General features: G+C 71.2%; 15 protein-coding genes. 5 read left to right on the plus strand and 10 right to left on the minus strand.

The annotated features are described in order from the left end of the window. Positions 1-15: 15 nt before the first annotated feature. Complete coding sequence (locus VFE05_16750; protein HET6231726.1) at positions 16-1,011, minus strand: sugar phosphate nucleotidyltransferase; 996 nt, start codon at positions 1,009-1,011, stop codon at positions 16-18. 763 nt (positions 1,012-1,774) lie between these two features. Here VFE05_16750 and lon point away from each other — a divergent pair. Then, a complete protein-coding gene (lon, locus tag VFE05_16755; protein ID HET6231727.1) occupies positions 1,775-4,231 on the plus strand; it encodes an endopeptidase La in 2,457 nt (818 codons plus the stop codon). A 154-nt stretch (positions 4,232-4,385) separates the two neighbouring features. On the opposite strand, the gene VFE05_16760 is transcribed toward lon, so the two are convergent. Beyond that, a complete protein-coding gene (locus VFE05_16760) occupies positions 4,386-4,610 on the minus strand; it encodes a hypothetical protein (protein HET6231728.1) in 225 nt (74 codons plus the stop codon). Between the two features lie 247 nt (positions 4,611-4,857). Here VFE05_16760 and VFE05_16765 point away from each other — a divergent pair, with 247 nt between their 5' ends. Further along, the gene (locus tag VFE05_16765) at positions 4,858-6,684 is read left to right on the plus strand and encodes a bacterial transcriptional activator domain-containing protein (GenBank protein ID HET6231729.1); all 1,827 of its coding nucleotides are present in this window, start codon (positions 4,858-4,860) and stop codon (positions 6,682-6,684) included. A gap of 189 nt (positions 6,685-6,873) precedes the next feature. On the opposite strand, the gene VFE05_16770 is transcribed toward VFE05_16765, so the two are convergent. The 7 genes from VFE05_16770 to VFE05_16800 all read right to left on the minus strand — a co-directional run bounded on the left by VFE05_16770 (position 6,874) and on the right by VFE05_16800 (position 11,528). Next, entirely contained in the window at positions 6,874-7,137 is a 264-nt protein-coding gene (locus VFE05_16770; protein HET6231730.1) for a hypothetical protein, read from the minus strand. Beyond that, positions 7,134-7,922 carry an enoyl-CoA hydratase-related protein gene (locus VFE05_16775; protein HET6231731.1) on the minus strand — a complete coding sequence of 263 codons (789 nt, stop codon included), beginning with the start codon at positions 7,920-7,922 and terminating at the stop codon, positions 7,134-7,136. The genes VFE05_16770 and VFE05_16775 overlap by 4 nt, the downstream gene beginning before the upstream one ends. Continuing rightward, a complete protein-coding gene (locus VFE05_16780; protein ID HET6231732.1) occupies positions 7,919-8,275 on the minus strand; it encodes a hypothetical protein in 357 nt (118 codons plus the stop codon). Before VFE05_16780 ends, VFE05_16775 begins: the two co-directional genes overlap by 4 nt. Before the next feature lie 395 nt (positions 8,276-8,670). Then, positions 8,671-8,835, minus strand: coding sequence for a hypothetical protein (locus tag VFE05_16785; protein HET6231733.1), 165 nt, complete (start codon positions 8,833-8,835; stop codon positions 8,671-8,673). A gap of 132 nt (positions 8,836-8,967) precedes the next feature. Next, entirely contained in the window at positions 8,968-10,443 is a 1,476-nt protein-coding gene (gene guaB / locus VFE05_16790) for an IMP dehydrogenase (protein HET6231734.1), read from the minus strand. A 176-nt stretch (positions 10,444-10,619) separates the two neighbouring features. Further along, the gene (locus VFE05_16795) at positions 10,620-11,126 is read right to left on the minus strand and encodes a YkvA family protein (GenBank protein ID HET6231735.1); all 507 of its coding nucleotides are present in this window, start codon (positions 11,124-11,126) and stop codon (positions 10,620-10,622) included. Between the two features lie 6 nt (positions 11,127-11,132). Beyond that, entirely contained in the window at positions 11,133-11,528 is a 396-nt protein-coding gene (locus tag VFE05_16800) for a DUF2281 domain-containing protein (protein ID HET6231736.1), read from the minus strand. A 448-nt stretch (positions 11,529-11,976) separates the two neighbouring features. Between VFE05_16800 and VFE05_16805 the strand changes: the two genes are divergently transcribed. From VFE05_16805 to VFE05_16815, 3 genes are all read left to right on the plus strand, one after another. Next, a complete protein-coding gene (locus tag VFE05_16805; GenBank protein HET6231737.1) occupies positions 11,977-12,816 on the plus strand; it encodes an acyltransferase in 840 nt (279 codons plus the stop codon). Between the two features lie 32 nt (positions 12,817-12,848). Next, positions 12,849-14,006, plus strand: coding sequence for a hypothetical protein (locus VFE05_16810; GenBank protein HET6231738.1), 1,158 nt, complete (start codon positions 12,849-12,851; stop codon positions 14,004-14,006). 311 nt (positions 14,007-14,317) lie between these two features. Further along, a complete protein-coding gene (locus VFE05_16815; GenBank protein HET6231739.1) occupies positions 14,318-14,728 on the plus strand; it encodes a hypothetical protein in 411 nt (136 codons plus the stop codon). Positions 14,729-14,950: 222 nt separating this feature from the next. Here VFE05_16815 and VFE05_16820 read toward each other — a convergent pair whose 3' ends face one another. Then, on the minus strand, positions 14,951-15,211 hold the full coding sequence (locus tag VFE05_16820) for a hypothetical protein (protein HET6231740.1): 261 nt from the start codon (positions 15,209-15,211) through the stop codon (positions 14,951-14,953). Between the last annotated feature and the right edge of the window lie 139 nt (positions 15,212-15,350).

Raw genomic sequence — 15,350 nt, forward strand, 5'->3', positions numbered from 1 at the left:
ATGCGCGGCGGGAGGCTACGCGCCGGCTTCGACGACGGAGTGGTCGCCGAGATCGACCTGGCCCTTCACGCCCTTCACCCGCGCCTCGCTGCCGATGAGCGAGTCGTGCAGGTCCGCGCCCTCGATGGTGGACCTGGCGCCCACGATGGTGTCGCGCAGCCTGCTCCCCCGCACCGTCACGCCGGCCGAGAGCGTCACGTTGGGCCCGATCTCGCAGTCCTCCAGCGTCACGCCGTCTGCCACGTGCACCGGCTCGTGCACCGTCACGCCGTCCTTGGCGGCCGGGCTCCTGCCGCGCGAGGTGGAGAGGACGTGCAGGTTGGTCTCCAGCAGCGTCTCGGGCTTGCCTGCGTCGTACCAGCCCTCCACGGCCACCGTCTTGATCTTGGCGCCGTGGTCCACCATGTACTGGAACGCGTCGGTCAGGTAGTACTCGCCCGAGGCCCCGGGCTTGGAGCTCATCACGTGGTGGATGCCCTCGAAGAGCAGCTTGTGGTCGCGGATGTAGTAGAGCCCGATGTTGGCGAACTTGCTGACGGGCTCGCTGGGCTTCTCGATGATCTCGCGCATATTGCCTTCGTCGTCGGTCACGATGACGCCGAAGCGCTGGTAGTCCTCCACCTCCTTGGCCCAGATCACGCCCGCCACGTCGTCCGGCAGCGTCTTCACGATGGAGAGGTCGGCGTCGAACAGCGTGTCCACGAAGATGATGAGCAGCTCGTCGTCGGCATACGGCTCCGCCAGCTCCACGGCGCCGGCGGTGCCGTTCTGCACCGGCTGCTCCACGTACACGGCCTTGAAGTCCGGGTACTCCGTCTCCATGTACTGCTGCACCTTCTCCTTGAGGTGCCCCGTGATCACCACCGCCTCGTGCACGCCCAGCTCGCGCAGGTCGTCCAGGATGTAGCTCATCACCGGCTTGTCGGCCACCTTCAGCAGCGGCTTGGGCGTGACGTGCGTGTGCGGGCGAAGACGCGTGCCCTTGCCGGCCAGCGGGATGACGACTTTCACTCTGGGCTCTCCGTTGGATTCTGTTTGGGTCGGGATGGCGCGGCGTCCGCCCCGGCACGCCGCCGCCCGCCGCCGAGCACGTTCCGTACCGGCTCCGCGTGCAAGCCGGACGGTGGCCGACCTGCGAGATGCGAGATGCGTGGCCGCCTCGCCCGGCGCGCCGCCTGGCCACCGGCGGCGCCAACATACCCGCCCCTCCGCGACACCGTCAAACCTCCCCGGATGCCCGGCGGATGTAGCCTCGCTCACCAACCGCAGGGCTCGCATCTCCCGATCGCTCGCACACCCGGCGCCGCAGGGCTGCGAGCGCCCACAAGCTTCGGAAGATGCCAATCCGGCCGACACGCCGCCAGGCGCGTAAACGCGCGGGCTACGACGGCGCGAAGACCGCTCCGCGGCTGCGACGGAGAGGACCTACCGCTCCGGACCGTGCCACCCGACCCGAAGGATTCCCCCGCGCTACACGCTCCCCTCACCACACCACCGACACCGAGCTAAACCACGCCCCTGCAAGCAGTTCTCCCCTCTCCCGCTTGCGGGGGAGGGGCCGGGGGAGGGGGCACCGCTTCCGCCCGCCACACATCCACGGCATCCGCTCCATCCCCTTGCAGGCCAGGAATTTGCCGCACCCGGAGGGTATCTCCACAAGCAGGGCGCGCCGGGCCGGATTGCCCGCTTCTTGCACGCGCCCGAGCACGACGCCCCGAGCGGCGTTACGTTGTCCGCGACCCACCAGACCGACCGGACGCCGAACTTGAGATCCATGCCCACCAAGCCCGCCGCCACGCCCGAGCAGCCCGCGCCACCCGCGCTCCCGGAGCGCATCCCGGTGCTGCCCATCCGGAGCACCATCGTGTTCCCCATGGGCGCCACCGCGCTCCAGATCGGGTTCGCGCCCAACGTGGAGGCGCTGCTGGCCAACCCCGGCCGCGACCAGGTGGTGGCGATCGTGGCCACCAGCGACGACGACTTCCCGCTCGACCCCGCCACCATGCAGAAGGTGGGCGTGGCCGTGCGCGTGCTGGACCGGCTGAACCTGCCCGGCGGCACCATCCAGGCCACGCTCCAGGGCCTGCGCCGCCTGCACCTGGACGACGTGCGCCTGGAGGACGCCGGCTACTACACGGCCGCCCCCCGCCACGTGGAAGAGACCGTCCCGCCCGCCGAGGTGACGGACGAGCTGGTGGAGAAGATCCTGAACACGCTGGGCGGCGTGGCGGCCAAGGTCGAGCGCATCCCCGACGAGGTGCCGCGGGTGCTACGCATGAACCTGAGCGACCCCGGCCGCTTCGCAGACCTGGCCGCCACGCTCTGCAACCTGAAGCTGCCCGACCGCGACGACGTGCTCCAGGCGCTGGACGTGGCCGACCGGCTCCGCGTGGTGCTCGCCGCCCTGGAGGAGACGTGGGACCGCGTGCGCGCCATCGAGGACGGCACCGCCGGCCCCGAGCAGCCGTCCGAGGGCCAGCCGCGCGACCGCCCGGCCGAGATCCGCCGCCGCATCCAGGCGCTGCAGGCTGCGCTGGGCGAGGTGGACCCCAACGAGCGCGACGCCAACGAGGCGCTGCGCCGCATTGAGCGCGCGCAGCTTCCGCAGCGCATCGCGGCCATCGCCCGTCGCGAGGCCGAGCGGCTGCGCTCTTCGGGCACCACGGCGACCGAGGCGACCGAGCTGCGCACGTACCTCGACGCGCTGGTCTCCATCCCCTGGAACCGCTGCGCGGCCAAGGGCGGCATCGACCTGGCCGAGGTCGAGAAGGCGATCGACGAGGAGCACCTGGGCGTGGACGAGGCCAAGCAGCGGCTCATGGAGGTCATCGCCGTGGCCGAGCTGCGCGGCGACCTGCGCGGGCCGATCCCGTGCATCGTGGGCCCGCCGGGCGTGGGCAAGCGCACGCTCGCCACCGCCATCGCCCGCGGGCTGGGGCGCCCGTTCGTGCGCCTGGAGCTGGGCGGCCGCGGCGAGGGGCAGCTGGTGGGCACCCGCCGCAACCGCAGCGGCGCCGCGCTGGGGAAGATCATGGCCGCCATCCGCGACGCGGGCGCCAGGGACGCGGTGTTCCTGCTGGAGGAGCTGGACGAGGTGGGCCTCGGCTCGGTGGAGGGCGACCCCGTGGAGGCGCTGGAGGAGGCGCTGGACCCGGACAACCGCGACGAGTTCGTCGACCAGTACCTCGACGCGCAGTTCGACCTCTCCGACGTCTTCTTCATCGGCACCGCGGCGGACTTCTACCGCATCCCCCGCGACCTGCGGAACCTCTTCATCGAGATCCGCATCGCCGGCTACACGCCCGAGGAGAAGATCGCCATCGCGCGCGAGTGGCTGCTGCCCCGCATCGTGGCCGAGAACGGGCTGGCGGTAGAGGACGTGCAGGTCAGCGACGAGACGCTGCTCTTCCTCACCCGCGGCTACGCGCGCGACGCGGGCGTGGGCAACCTGCGCCGCTCGCTGGCCGCCGTCATGCGCCACCTGGCCCGCCGCAAGGCCGGGGGCGAGACCGCGCCGTGGACCATCGGCACGGCGATGCTCGAGGAGATATTGGGCTACCCGCGCTACAGCATCACCCCGGCCGAGAGCGCGCCCGAGGTGGGCGTGGTCACCGGCCTGGCGTGGACCGCCTCCGGCGGCGAGCTGATGTTCATCGAGGCGCTGAAGATGCCGGGCACCGGGCGCCTCATCATCACCGGCCTGCTGGGCGACGTGATGCGCGAGTCGGTGAACGCCGCGTTCAGCTACGTGCGCTCACGGGCCGAGGCGCTGGGCATCCCCAACGAGGCGTTCGGCGACAACGACATCCACGTGCACTTCCCGGTGGGCGCCACGCCCAAGGACGGCCCCTCGGCCGGCGCGGCGGTCACGCTCGCCATCGCCTCGTCGCTCAGCGAGCGCCCGGTGCGGCACGACGTGTCGCTCACCGGCGAGGTCACGCTGCGCGGCAAGATCCTGGAGATCGGCGGGCTCAAGGAGAAGGTGCTGGCCGCGTACCGCGCCGGCCTGCGCCGCGTGATCCTGCCCACGGCCAACCGCCGCGACCTGCGCGACGTGCCGGCCGACGTGCGCGAGAAGATGGAGTTCCACTTCGTGGACCGCATGGACGAGGTGCTGGACATGGCGCTGCTGGAGCACCCGGTGGGCACGCAGTACCTCAAGGACGACTCCGCCCGCCCCTCCGCCCGCCCGGAGAAGCAGGCGGCCGACGCCCCGCGCGCCATGGGCTGACGCCTCCCCCCTCCCTCGTCCGGCAGACGGAGGGGCGATGCTGGAGCGATGAAACCCGGGATCGGGCGCGGCATGCCGCGCCCGATCTTCATTCGCCGCTTGTCACGAGTGCCGCTCACGCCAATATTTCAGGCCACGGCACGCGCGCCTCGCCTCACGGCAGCGGCGGGGGCGGCGTGGTGTTCGACGGCGGCGGCGTCACGATCGTCCCGCTGCCCAGGATGCCGTTGTCGTGCACGGCCGGCGCCCCGCGCTCCGGCACGGCCGGCGCGGTGGGCGAGGAGCCGCACGCCGCGAGCACCGCCGCGGCGGCGAGCACGGCCAGGCCGCGGAAGTGGACGGAGAGGACGGCGCGCGCGGAGCTGTGGTGGTTCGTCATGGTGGTCCTCCTGAAAAGATGGTTTGGTGGGTGGATTGTCGTGGATGGATCTGGGCCGCGGCGGAGCCGCCGGGGCCGGCGGAGTGCAGGCGCGCTAGGTCATCCGTCCTCCTCTTCGAAGTTTCCCTTCCCGCGGCCGGGCACCATGCCCGGGCCGCGTCTCACAAGCTCCGGCGCGGCCCGCACGAAATCCGCACGGCCGCCGCACGGTCCCTCCGCACCGCCCCCTTCCCATGGTTTTGACGGCTTGACCGACGGATTTTCCCTCCGCATCCTGGGCGCGCCCGCGCTGGTGTGCCGCGGCGTGCCTTGCGCCGCCGGGCTGCGGCGCAAGGACCTGGCGCTGCTGGTCTACCTGCGCGTGGAGCACGGCCGGGCGCATCCGCGCGCGCGCCTGGCGGCCTTGCTGTGGGGAGAGACCGACGAGGACCGCGCGCGGCACTCGCTCACTCAGGCGCTGGGCCGCGTGCAGAAGGTGCTGGGGAGCGCCGCGATGGGCTTCGAGCACGATGCCGTGCGCTGGACGGCGCCGCTGCCGTGCGACCTGGACTGGATGGAGGGAGATGCGCACCCGGCCTGCTCCGCCGGGTGGACGGCCGCGTTCCTCGACGGGTTCGGGGCAGGCGCGGGGGCGCGCGACTTCGAGGAGTGGGCCGACGGCGCGCGCGAGCGGGTGCGGCGGGCGCAGGGCGCGCTGCTGGAGGGGTGGGGCGCGGCTGCGGAGGCCGCAGGCGAGTGGGAAGCGGCGTGGCGGCTGGCGGACCGGGCCGTGGCGGTGGACCGGCTGCGCGAGCAGGCCCACCGCCGCCTCATGCGCGCGCTGGCCGCACGCGGCGAGGCGAACCTGGCGCTGCGCCACTACCAGGACTTCGCCGCCTGGCTGGACGAGGAGATCGGCGGCGCCCCCGACGCGGAGACCACCGCCCTCGCCCGCGAGCTCCGCACCTCCGTTGCCAGGCCCGCCGTCCTCGAGAGAATCCCGGAGCCGCGCATCCCGCCTGTGGCGCTGGCGGACGTCGCTCCGCTTCTCGACACGGTAGATGCACCGCTGCCGGAAGATGCGGCGCTTTCTCACACGTCGTCTCTACCCAGGACGCCTGCCATCACGCCTCAAAGGTCAGCGGCCGAAGGGTTCGCCGCTGTGGAGGAAGATGCGGAGCACTCCGGAGATGAGCATACCCGAGATGCGGATGATGTAGACGCGGCGCGAGCGGCCGAAGATCGAAGGGATGCAGCGGATACGCACTTCACCACGCTCTCCGGGCGCGCAGCCGGGACGGAAGGCACGGACGATCTGCAGCCACGTGCCGATCCGGTGCGGCGATTCCGCACCGTCCACGCCGTTGCGACGGCTCTGCTGATGCTGGCGGTGGTCGCCCTGCCGCTCGCCTTGCATCGGGGGAGCGGTGCGGCGGAGATGCGGGATGCGCCGGCGGTGGCGCCGCCCGGCTACGGCGAGGTGATCCGGGTCGCGGGGCACGCCGCGGCGTACCTGTTCATGGGCGACACCGTGTACGAGTACCCGGACTCGGCCACGCTGCGGGCGTGCACGGGCGGCTGGCCCGACGTGGCGCGCGAGGTGCCCACTCTGCCGCGGCTGCCGCGCCGCGTCCTTCCGTCGGTGAACGACCGGCCGTGGATGGGCAGCGCCACGCCCATCGTCTCCGACCACCCCAGCGACAAGACCGCGTACGTGGCGGTGGGGTGCGTGCGTGTGGGCATCCCGAACCCGCCCACGTTCGAGAGCATCTTCGGGCATGGCGGGTGGGACCGGATGATCGAGGTGCCGGACTCCGTGGTGCACAGCCTGCCGCGCCTGTTCGTCGCGCGCGGGCACCCGGTGCGCCCCGCGGGCACGCTCCTGCGCAGCCGCGACGGCCGCGTGCGCTGGATCCTCTTCCACGGTGGCGCTGCGGACGCATCGCCGCGCGCCCTCGCCGCCCACTGCCGCGCCCCGTCCGACGCCCTCGCGGCCACCGACGCCGAGTTCAACTACTACCGTCCCCACCGCCGCATCCTCACCTCATCCGGCCCCTGCGCCCCCACCCGCACCGCATCCACCAACCAAGACTGACGCACCTCCTGCTTGGATCGACGTCCCATCCCGCATCTCCCGACTACGCAACGCTTTCAGCCAGCCCCACACGTTGTCCGCAGGACGAACGCAGTCTGAACCCGGTGTGTGGATACCATAGGAGAGGTTGCGGTGCATTGAACGCAACCGATAAAGACGACCACCCGAACGCAAAAAGGGGCAGCCTTCTCAGGCCGCCCCTCCGTGCTCGTCTTCCGCCTCGTGCGCGTCTTCCAGCTCATCGGGCCGTTCGCGGGGCCGCGCATCTTCCGGCATGTTCTTGTCCGGGATGAAGCGCAGCACCATCGCGGCGATCCCGATGGCGGCAGCGACCAGCGCAAGCTCGCGGCGGTCCAGCGCCATGGCGGCCATCAGCACGGCGCCCGCCGCGAAGAAGAGCCCCAGCCGCAGCTGCAGGTGCCGCGCGGAGCCGGTGCGCGCGCCGCGGCTCACTTGGCGGGCGCGGCGCGGTCGCCGTCCAGGAAGCGCCGCACGCCCGCCTGCATGTCGTCCGTCATCCGGGCGACGACGTTCACGTCGGCCCCGGCGCGGATGCCCGCCTCGAAGCCCATGCCGTCGGAGTGGTACAGCAGCCGCTTGGAGAGCTGCACGGCGCTGGGGCTGCGGTCCGCCATCTCCGCCAGGAACGCGCCCACGCCGTCGTGGAACGCATCGTCCGGGAAGACGTGGTTGATGAGGCCCACCCGCTCCGCCTCGGCCGCGGGGATGGGGTTGCCGCGCACGATCAGCTCGAACGCGCGCTTCTCGGACACGTTGCGCCGCAGGATCGCCATCACCATCGCGGGCACGAAGCCGATCCGCACCTCAGGGTAGCCGAACTGCGCCGACTCTGCCGCCAGCACCACGTCGCACGCGGTCGCTAGGCCGCAGCCGCCCGCCAGCGCCCGCCCGCGCACCGCCGCGACCACCGGCTTGCGCATCTGCCGCGGCAGCAGGAACAGCTCCGCCAGCTCGTCCACGTCCTCCAGGTTCTCCATCACCGACGCATCGGCGATGCGGCGCAGCGCGGAGAGGTCGGCCCCGGAGCAGAAGTCCTTCCCCGCCCCCTCGATGCACACCACGCGCACCTCCGCGTCGGCATCCATCGCCCGCAGCGCCGCTTTGAGGTCCGCCACCAGCTCCGCGTTCAGCGCGTTGCGCTTGTCCGGCCGGTTCAGAGTGATGCGCCCCACGCCCGCCGAGCGGCTGGTGAGCAGCCGCTCGCCGCCTTCGCTCACGCCGCGCCTCCGGAAGCCGCCAGCGCCGCGATCTCGTCCGGCACGTCGATCTCCATCCGCAGCATGGCGGTGGAGAGCACCTTGCCCTGCGCGTCGGTCTTGAGCGACACGGTGCCGCCGCCGCCCAACGAGTTGTGCAGCAGGAAGTTGAGCGCCTCCAGGTTGGGCAGCTCGAACCGTTCCACGCCGCCCAGGCAGATGCCCTCGAAGTGCTTCTTCACGCGCTCGGTGGTCACCTGCTCCACCAGGTGCGGGTAGAACTCGGGCCGGAGCGCGATGACGCCCACGTTCGCGGTGTCGCCCTTGTCGCCCGAGCGGGCGTGGGCCAGGTGCAGCAAGCGGATGCGTGCCATCGTTCTCGGAAGATGTGGTTCGGAAGATGAAGCTCGGCAGATCGCAAGAGGTTCGTACGCAAGCCCGCAGCGCCCTCGGCCGATGCGCGGCCCTCGATCCGCGAGTCCTCCGTGGAAGCGCAGCCGCCGATCCCGGTCCGACGCGGATGCGAAACCCGCGACCGCGCCGATGCCGCGGAAGCAGCCCGCGCAGGCGGGCTTCGTGCCGTTGTTTCCCCCGGGTTCACCCGCCAGGCGTTCGGCCGACGACATTCATTCCATGCAGGGCGACGTCGACGGAATACAAGAAAGCACTCCCCCACGCGGGCTGCAAGCCGTGCGCCCACGCCGGGTCTCATCCACAGTCCTCCGCGCATCTACCGATCCCGCGCCCCGTCCTTCGGCGCGGGCCAGGCTCAGTCGCCGCCGATCATCGACATCAGCGCGCCGCCGCCTACCGAGACGAGCACGAACACGAACGCCAGGCCGATGATGCCGTAGCCCAGCGTGAGGAACACGCTAGCCACGATGGCGGCGAGGACGAAGACGGGAGTCCACGGGGAGACGCGAACGGTATGCATGGGGACCCTCCGGGAGAAGGAGAGAGGTGCTGCGGGTCCGGACCCGCGCCGCAAGAAGCACACCCCTCCCCGTATCTCCCGAATGCCCGCAAACGTCTGTGGTCCGCGGTTTTCCGCGCTGTCGCGCCGCCGCTACGAGTGGTAGTTGGGCGCCTCGCGCGTGATGGTCACGTCGTGCGGGTGCGACTCGCGCAGGCCCGCGCCGGTGATGCGCATGAACTGCGGCTCGCGGCGCAGCGCCTCGACGTTCGCGCAGCCCACGTAGCCCATGCCGGAGCGCAGGCCGCCCACCAGCTGGTAAATGGTGTCCGCCGCCAGGCCCTTGAACGCCACGCGCCCCTCGATGCCCTCCGGCACGAACTTGCGCGCGTCGCTGCCCTCCTGGAAGTAGCGGTCGGCCGAGCCCTCCTGCATGGCGGCCAGGCTGCCCATCCCCCGCACGATCTTGAAGCGCCGCCCCTCCAGCAGGAACGACTCGCCCGGGCTCTCCTCCGTGCCCGCCAGCATCGACCCCATCATCACCGAGTGCGCGCCCGCCGCCAGGGCCTTCACCACGTCGCCGCTGTACTTGATGCCGCCGTCGGCGATCACCGGCACCTGCCCCGCTGCGCCTTCCACCGCGTCCATCACGGCCGTGAGCTGCGGCACGCCGATGCCCGCCACCACGCGCGTGGTGCAGATGGAGCCGGGGCCCACGCCCACCTTCACCGCGTCCACCCCGCGCTCCACCAGCGCCGCCGCGCCCTCGCGGGTCGCCACGTTGCCGGCGATGAGCTGCACGTCCGGGAAGCGCTCGCGCACCCGCGCCACGGCGTCGAGCACGCCGGCCGAGTGTCCGTGCGCCGTGTCCACCACCAGCACGTCCACACCCGCGCCGATCAGCGCCGCCGCCCGCTCCAGGTCGCGCGCCGACGCGCCGATGGCCGCGCCCACGCGCAGGCGGCCGTGCTCGTCCTTGCACGCGTTGGGGAACTGCCGCCGCTTGCGGATGTCCTTCACCGTCAGCAGGCCGCGCAGCATGCCGGCCGCGTCCACCACCGGCAGCTTCTCGATTCGGTGGCGGTGCAGCACCGCCTCGGCGTCCTCCAGCGAGGTGCCGACCGGGGCGGTGACCAGGCCCTCGCGCGTCATCACCTCGCTCACCGGCCGGTCCGCGTCGGACTCGAACTGCAGGTCGCGGTTGGTGAGGATGCCCAGCAGCACGCCCGTTTCGCTGACGACCGGGAAGCCGCTCACCGAGAAGCGCTCCATCAGCCGCATGGCCTCGCGCAGCGTCGCGTCCGGACGGATGGTGACGGGGTCCAGGATGATGCCGCTCTCGGAGCGCTTCACCCGGTCCACCTCCTCGGCCTGGCGCTCGGGAGGCATGTTCTTGTGGATGATGCCGATGCCGCCCTCGCGGGCCATGGTGATGGCCATGCGCGACTCGGTCACGGTGTCCATGGCCGCGGCCACGAAGGGGATCGCCAGCTCGATGCCGCGGGTGAGCAGGCTGCGCACGTCGGTGTCGCCGGGGTGCACCTCGCTGCGGCGGGGCACGAGCAGCACGTCGTCGAACGTAAGGCCCTCGCCCGCGAAGCGCGGGGCCGGGGTGTCGTCACGGGTCATCGGGCCTCCGGAAAATGACGCGCCCGCCGGCCCTCTTCTCCTTGCGGAGAGCGGAGGACGGCGGGCGCCGTTGCGTCAAAAGCGTCGTGCCATGGGTTCCATGGGGAAAGATAAGGGCCCGGCGCGACGGGTGTCAACGCCGGGCCCATGCCCGCTTTACGCGCTACGGCCGGCGGTCAGCCGAAGCGCTTGCCCAGGACCCGGCGGATCGGCTCGGGCAGGAACGACGAGGCCTTGTCGAGCCCGGCAAGCGCCCGCTCCAGGCTGCTCATCTCCCCCTGCCAGTGGTCCAGCAGCACCTCCATCCCGGCGTTGTTCACCAGGCGGCTCAGCGCCAGCATGATGACGTACACGTCGTCGATCTCGCCGATGAGCGGGATGGTGTCGGGCAGGAAGTCGAACGGCAGCGCCACGTAGGCCAGCGCGGCCACCACGATGCCCTTGTCGGCGCGCGAGACGCGCGGGTCGCGGGCCAGGCCCCACAGCAGGCGCCCGAAGTTGGGGATGTCGCGCACCAGCGCCATCACCGAGTCGCGGCCGCTCTCGGCCGCGGGCTCGGCGCGCGGCCCCCGCCGCAGCCGCGGCGCCTGGATGCGGCGCCCGCTGGGGAGGATCTCCTCGTCGTCGCGGTCGTCGTCTTCCTCGTCGCGGAGGCGGAACCCTCGCTGCCTGTGCTCAGCCATGTGTCATCACGGTTGTGGTGGACCTGCGCTGCTGCCCGGGAGCTGCTTCGTGTCGCCCTCCGCGGGCGGGCGGCTGCCGCCCGTGACCGTGTCGGTCGCGGTGGTGACGCCGTTCTCCACGGTGCGGATGATCGTCTTGCCCGCCTCGCTGATGCCGCTGAAGAAACGGTCGGCGGTGCCCAGCACGCCCAGCGTGCCGCGGATGGTGCCCATCGCCAGGCCCTGGCCGCGCATCTTGTCCTCGAGCAGCTCGCCGAACTTCTGCACGGTGCCGGGCTGGCGCAGGCTGTCGCGGGCGTACTTGGAGGCGAGGAACTCGACGTAGTCGAGCGCCTGGTACAGCTGCGCCTCCGGGAGCGCTTCGATGTGCCGCAACAGGCGGCTGCGGAGGACGTCGTGCATGGGAAACCCTTCCGTCGCGGTGGGGGCGCGGGGGCAGGGCGCGAAAAGCGTGCCCGCCCCGGCGCGGATCGGTGCTGCCCGTTGTACGCCGCCGCCCTCGCGGGGGTTTCGCCCCGCCGCCAATCTACCGCGCCCCGCATCCCCCGGAAACCGCACGGTTGTTCGGGAGATGCACATCCACCGAACTCGTCGCCCCATCTCAAAACGACGGCCTCACGCGGAGGCGCGGAGTCGCGGAGAACAACCCTCGTTCTCATGCTGTTCTCCGCGTCCTCCGCGTCTCCGCGTGAGCCATCGTCGGTTCGGACGGGGTGATGGCGGTTCCATCGAGGCGAAGAGGTGTACGGAGGATGTGGGGAAAACGCCGATTGACGCGGAGTCCTCGCGGCGTCAGGTTTGGGTCTTCGCTCGGAGTTCGCGGCTTCGCACCTTTCGGGACGTTCATCCCATGCCCATGTACCCACTGCGCCCGGTCGACGTCTCGGCGGGCGCCACTGCGCTGTACGACCGCTGGCTGGACGAGATCCGCGAGGCGCTGGAGCGCGGCGACGACCGGTGGGAGCTGTGCCGCCGCACGCTCACGGGAATCTTCCACCCCGGCCTGGCCGACGCGGATCCCGCGACCCTGCCGCTCTCCGCGCAGGTCGCGCTCGCGCAGATGGACGCGCGCAACGTGACGCTGGAGCCGGAATACTACTTCGAGGTGGACCTGGAGCGCTTCTACGCGGTGAAGCCGCTGCTGTGGATGTGGCAGATGTTCGACCGCTCGCCGCTGGGAGGCGACGTGCACCTGGGCGTGCGGTTCCGGCGCACGCTGGCGCCGTTCATCTTCAAGCGGGTGGGGCGCAACTTCAAGTGCTTCCACTTCGTGGAGTTCAGCTACGGCTACAACATGGAGGTGGGCGACGACGTGGTCATCCACCGCAACGTGCTGCTGGACGACCGCGGCGGCATCGAGCTGGGCGACCGCGTCTCCATCTCGGACTACGCGAACGTCTACTCGCACACCCATTCCATCGTGGACCCGGTGGACGTGAGCAACCTGAAGACGGTGATCGGCGCGGGCGTCCGCATCACCTACCACGCCACGGTGCTGGCCGGCACGCACGTGGGCGACAACGCCATGGTGGGCGCCATGGCGGTCGCCACCCGCGACGTGCGCGCCTGGCACGTGAACGTGGGCATCCCCGCCAAGTCGGTGCGCGTGAAGCCCAACGCGCCGCCAGAGGCGTACAAGACCGTCCTCCGCCAGCCGGCCGAAGGCGAACTGGCCCAGCCGGGCGAGTGACCGCGCGGACACCACGGAAAGCGAGACGTAGCATGCAGGATAGCAGCGTGCAGGACGCGGGCGCCGCCACGGTGCCGGTGGAGATCACGGACCCGGTGAACGCGCAGATCCTGGCCGTCTCCGAAGACCGCATCCAAGGTTTCCAGCCCGACCCGTTCGCGGAGATCGCGCGGCAGTCCGGGGTGGACGTGGACACGGTGCTGGAGCGCATCCGCGCCATGCTGGCCGCGGGCACCATCCGCCGCGTGCGGCAGACGATGATGGCGACCAACCTGGCGCCCGGCGCGCTGGTCGCCTGGAGCGTGCCGGCCGAGAAGCTGGACGCGGCGTTCAACTACATGTTCCAGGAGGACCCCTTCTCCGGCCACGTCGTCCTGCGGTCGACGGACGGCGCGACGACGGGGTCGCAGTACAAGCTGTGGACCACGCTGAAGGTGCCGCAGGGCTACTCGCTGCCGAAGCATGCGGAGCTCCTGCGCGAGAAGGTGGGCGCCGAGTCCTACCGGGTGATGCCGGCCAAGCGCCTCTTCACGCTGGGCGTGGGCCATGTGCGCCGGCGCGGGATGGAGCCCGGCAGCCGCAGCGAGGAGCCGGGCCAGGTGCTGGACACCAACGTGGTGGAGCTGACGGACCTGGAGTGGCGCGTGCTGGTGGCGGTGAAGCGCGAACTCGCGGTGGACGAGGTGCGGCGCGACCCTTGGCGCGCGCGGGCGGAGGAGGCCGGCATCCCGCTGGACGAGTTCCTGTCCGTCGCCCGCGGGCTGAACGAGCGCGGCGTGGTGGGGCGCTTCTCCACCTTCCTGGAGCACGTGAAGCCGTCCGCCGGGGGCACACGGGTCACGCGCTACAACGCGCTCTTCCACTGGCAGGTGCCGCCGGGGCGCGAGATCGACGCGGGACGCGAGGTGGGGCGCCACCACATCATGACGCACGCCTACTGGCGCGAGGGCGGGCCGGAGTTCGGCAACGTCAACGTGATGGGCGTGGCGCACGGCACCGACAAGGCGCTGGTGCTGGAGCACAAGGCCGCCATCGACAAGCACCTGGAAGAGGCGGGCATCCCCATCGGCTACACCAACGTCTTCTGGGGCGGGCGGAGCGAGATCAAGCCGTCGGAGATCTCGCCCCAGGCGTACCGCGAGTGGTGCGAACGGATCGGCATCGACCCCGAGACCATGCGCGAGAGCTGACCCCTGCGGCACGCGGACACCACGTCCGCGGGCCGCTTCGCTACGGGGCGGCCATCCGGCCGTGGCCGATTCGGATTCGAAGCGGGTTACGATGATGCAATGCCGGCATTACGGAAGTGGCTGCAATAGCGCGGACGGACGCCGGGCGAGAAGTGGCCCTTCGATGCCGGTTTTCAGGAGATGATACTTCTCCCGCCAACTGCTGCGACCGCGAGAGGTATCAGCTTGGGGACGCGAGGGATGCCTTGTACGTGACGGAGGCGGGCTTTGCAACGGGGGACTTGTTTTTTGGTGAAGCGGCAGTAATATCAATGTCCATGAACACAATTCTAAGTGACAAGCAATCCGACCTGCTCAGGTATCTTTACCGGCAGACCGGGCCCGTTCCGGTAGACCACCTGGACGGGCGCTCGCTGCGTGCCCTGCGCTCGCGCGAGTTCGTGGACGAGCGCAAGGGCTGGGTGACGCTGAGCGACGCCGGGCGCACGCACTTCGAGTCGTCGGGACGCCGCGAGCCCAAGCGCAGGCGCAAGGACTCGGCACCGCGCAACCCGCGGGCGGAGGCGATCGCGCGGGCCATCGAGGCCCTGGACGCCGCCCTTCCCCCGGACGCGGAGGTGGCGGTGGGCCCCATGTTCGCCTATGCGGACGACGTGGTGCAGGGCCTGCGCGACTATGCGCGCGGCCTGGCGAAGAGGCCTCCCGCCTCCGCCGCCGCCTGACACGCTGAAGGGCCGGGCACCGCAACGGTTGCCCGGCCCTTCATGCGTCGCTATCTCCCGTCCCGGTCGCGACTTCGCAACCTTTGTTCGGCCGCTCCGCTCCCGCGGGTGCGGCCGAATTCGCTTTACCGTCAATTTCAATCCGCACATTGCGTTGCGTCTGCCGTTCACCTAGCACGGGTCAAGTCCGTTCCGGGACGCGGAGCCGGTCCGTCGAAACGGCTAGGCAGCGCCCGTCCAGTCCGTGAGCCGGTGCACCAGCGGGTCGATGCGCGTGCGCAGGTCCAGGTCGCTCACGTGCGCGGCAGCCTCGCGCAGGTAGGCGATGAGCAGGCCGATCTCGCCCTGCGCCAGCTCCTCGGCCAGGGCGCGCGGGTCCAAGCCCAGGTCTGCGGCCGCGAGCGAGACGGCCTGAACGCAAAGCTCCTCCAGCGTCTCGTCGCCCCGGTCGTCCGCGCGCCCCCCGTGAACGGCCTCTGCCATCGCATGCTCCGGAAGATGTGTTTCGGTCGGGTGGGGCAGCGCGCAATGGCGCTGCGTGTCGTTCATCACCCGACACCGGGCCGGGGACGATGAGGGCTCCGGCGCCCGCGCCAGCGCACCCCTAACCTTGACAGGCGCC

The sequence above is a fragment of the Longimicrobiaceae bacterium genome (assembly GCA_035696245.1).
Lineage (GTDB): Bacteria > Gemmatimonadota > Gemmatimonadetes > Longimicrobiales > Longimicrobiaceae > DASRQW01.

What these genes read in the sequence shown, in the direction of transcription:
- lon (HET6231727.1), top strand. Translation starts at nt 1,775, where the DNA reads ATGCCCACCAAGCCCGCCGCCACGCCCGAGCAGCCCGCGCCACCCGCG.
- VFE05_16760 (HET6231728.1), bottom strand. Translation starts at nt 4,610, where the DNA reads ATGACGAACCACCACAGCTCCGCGCGCGCCGTCCTCTCCGTCCACTTC.
- VFE05_16780 (HET6231732.1), bottom strand. Translation starts at nt 8,275, where the DNA reads ATGGCACGCATCCGCTTGCTGCACCTGGCCCACGCCCGCTCGGGCGAC.
- VFE05_16785 (HET6231733.1), bottom strand. Translation starts at nt 8,835, where the DNA reads ATGCATACCGTTCGCGTCTCCCCGTGGACTCCCGTCTTCGTCCTCGCC.
- guaB (HET6231734.1), bottom strand. Translation starts at nt 10,443, where the DNA reads ATGACCCGTGACGACACCCCGGCCCCGCGCTTCGCGGGCGAGGGCCTT.
- VFE05_16795 (HET6231735.1), bottom strand. Translation starts at nt 11,126, where the DNA reads ATGGCTGAGCACAGGCAGCGAGGGTTCCGCCTCCGCGACGAGGAAGAC.
- VFE05_16800 (HET6231736.1), bottom strand. Translation starts at nt 11,528, where the DNA reads ATGCACGACGTCCTCCGCAGCCGCCTGTTGCGGCACATCGAAGCGCTC.
- VFE05_16805 (HET6231737.1), top strand. Translation starts at nt 11,977, where the DNA reads ATGCCCATGTACCCACTGCGCCCGGTCGACGTCTCGGCGGGCGCCACT.
- VFE05_16810 (HET6231738.1), top strand. Translation starts at nt 12,849, where the DNA reads ATGCAGGATAGCAGCGTGCAGGACGCGGGCGCCGCCACGGTGCCGGTG.
- VFE05_16815 (HET6231739.1), top strand. Translation starts at nt 14,318, where the DNA reads ATGTCCATGAACACAATTCTAAGTGACAAGCAATCCGACCTGCTCAGG.
- VFE05_16820 (HET6231740.1), bottom strand. Translation starts at nt 15,211, where the DNA reads ATGGCAGAGGCCGTTCACGGGGGGCGCGCGGACGACCGGGGCGACGAG.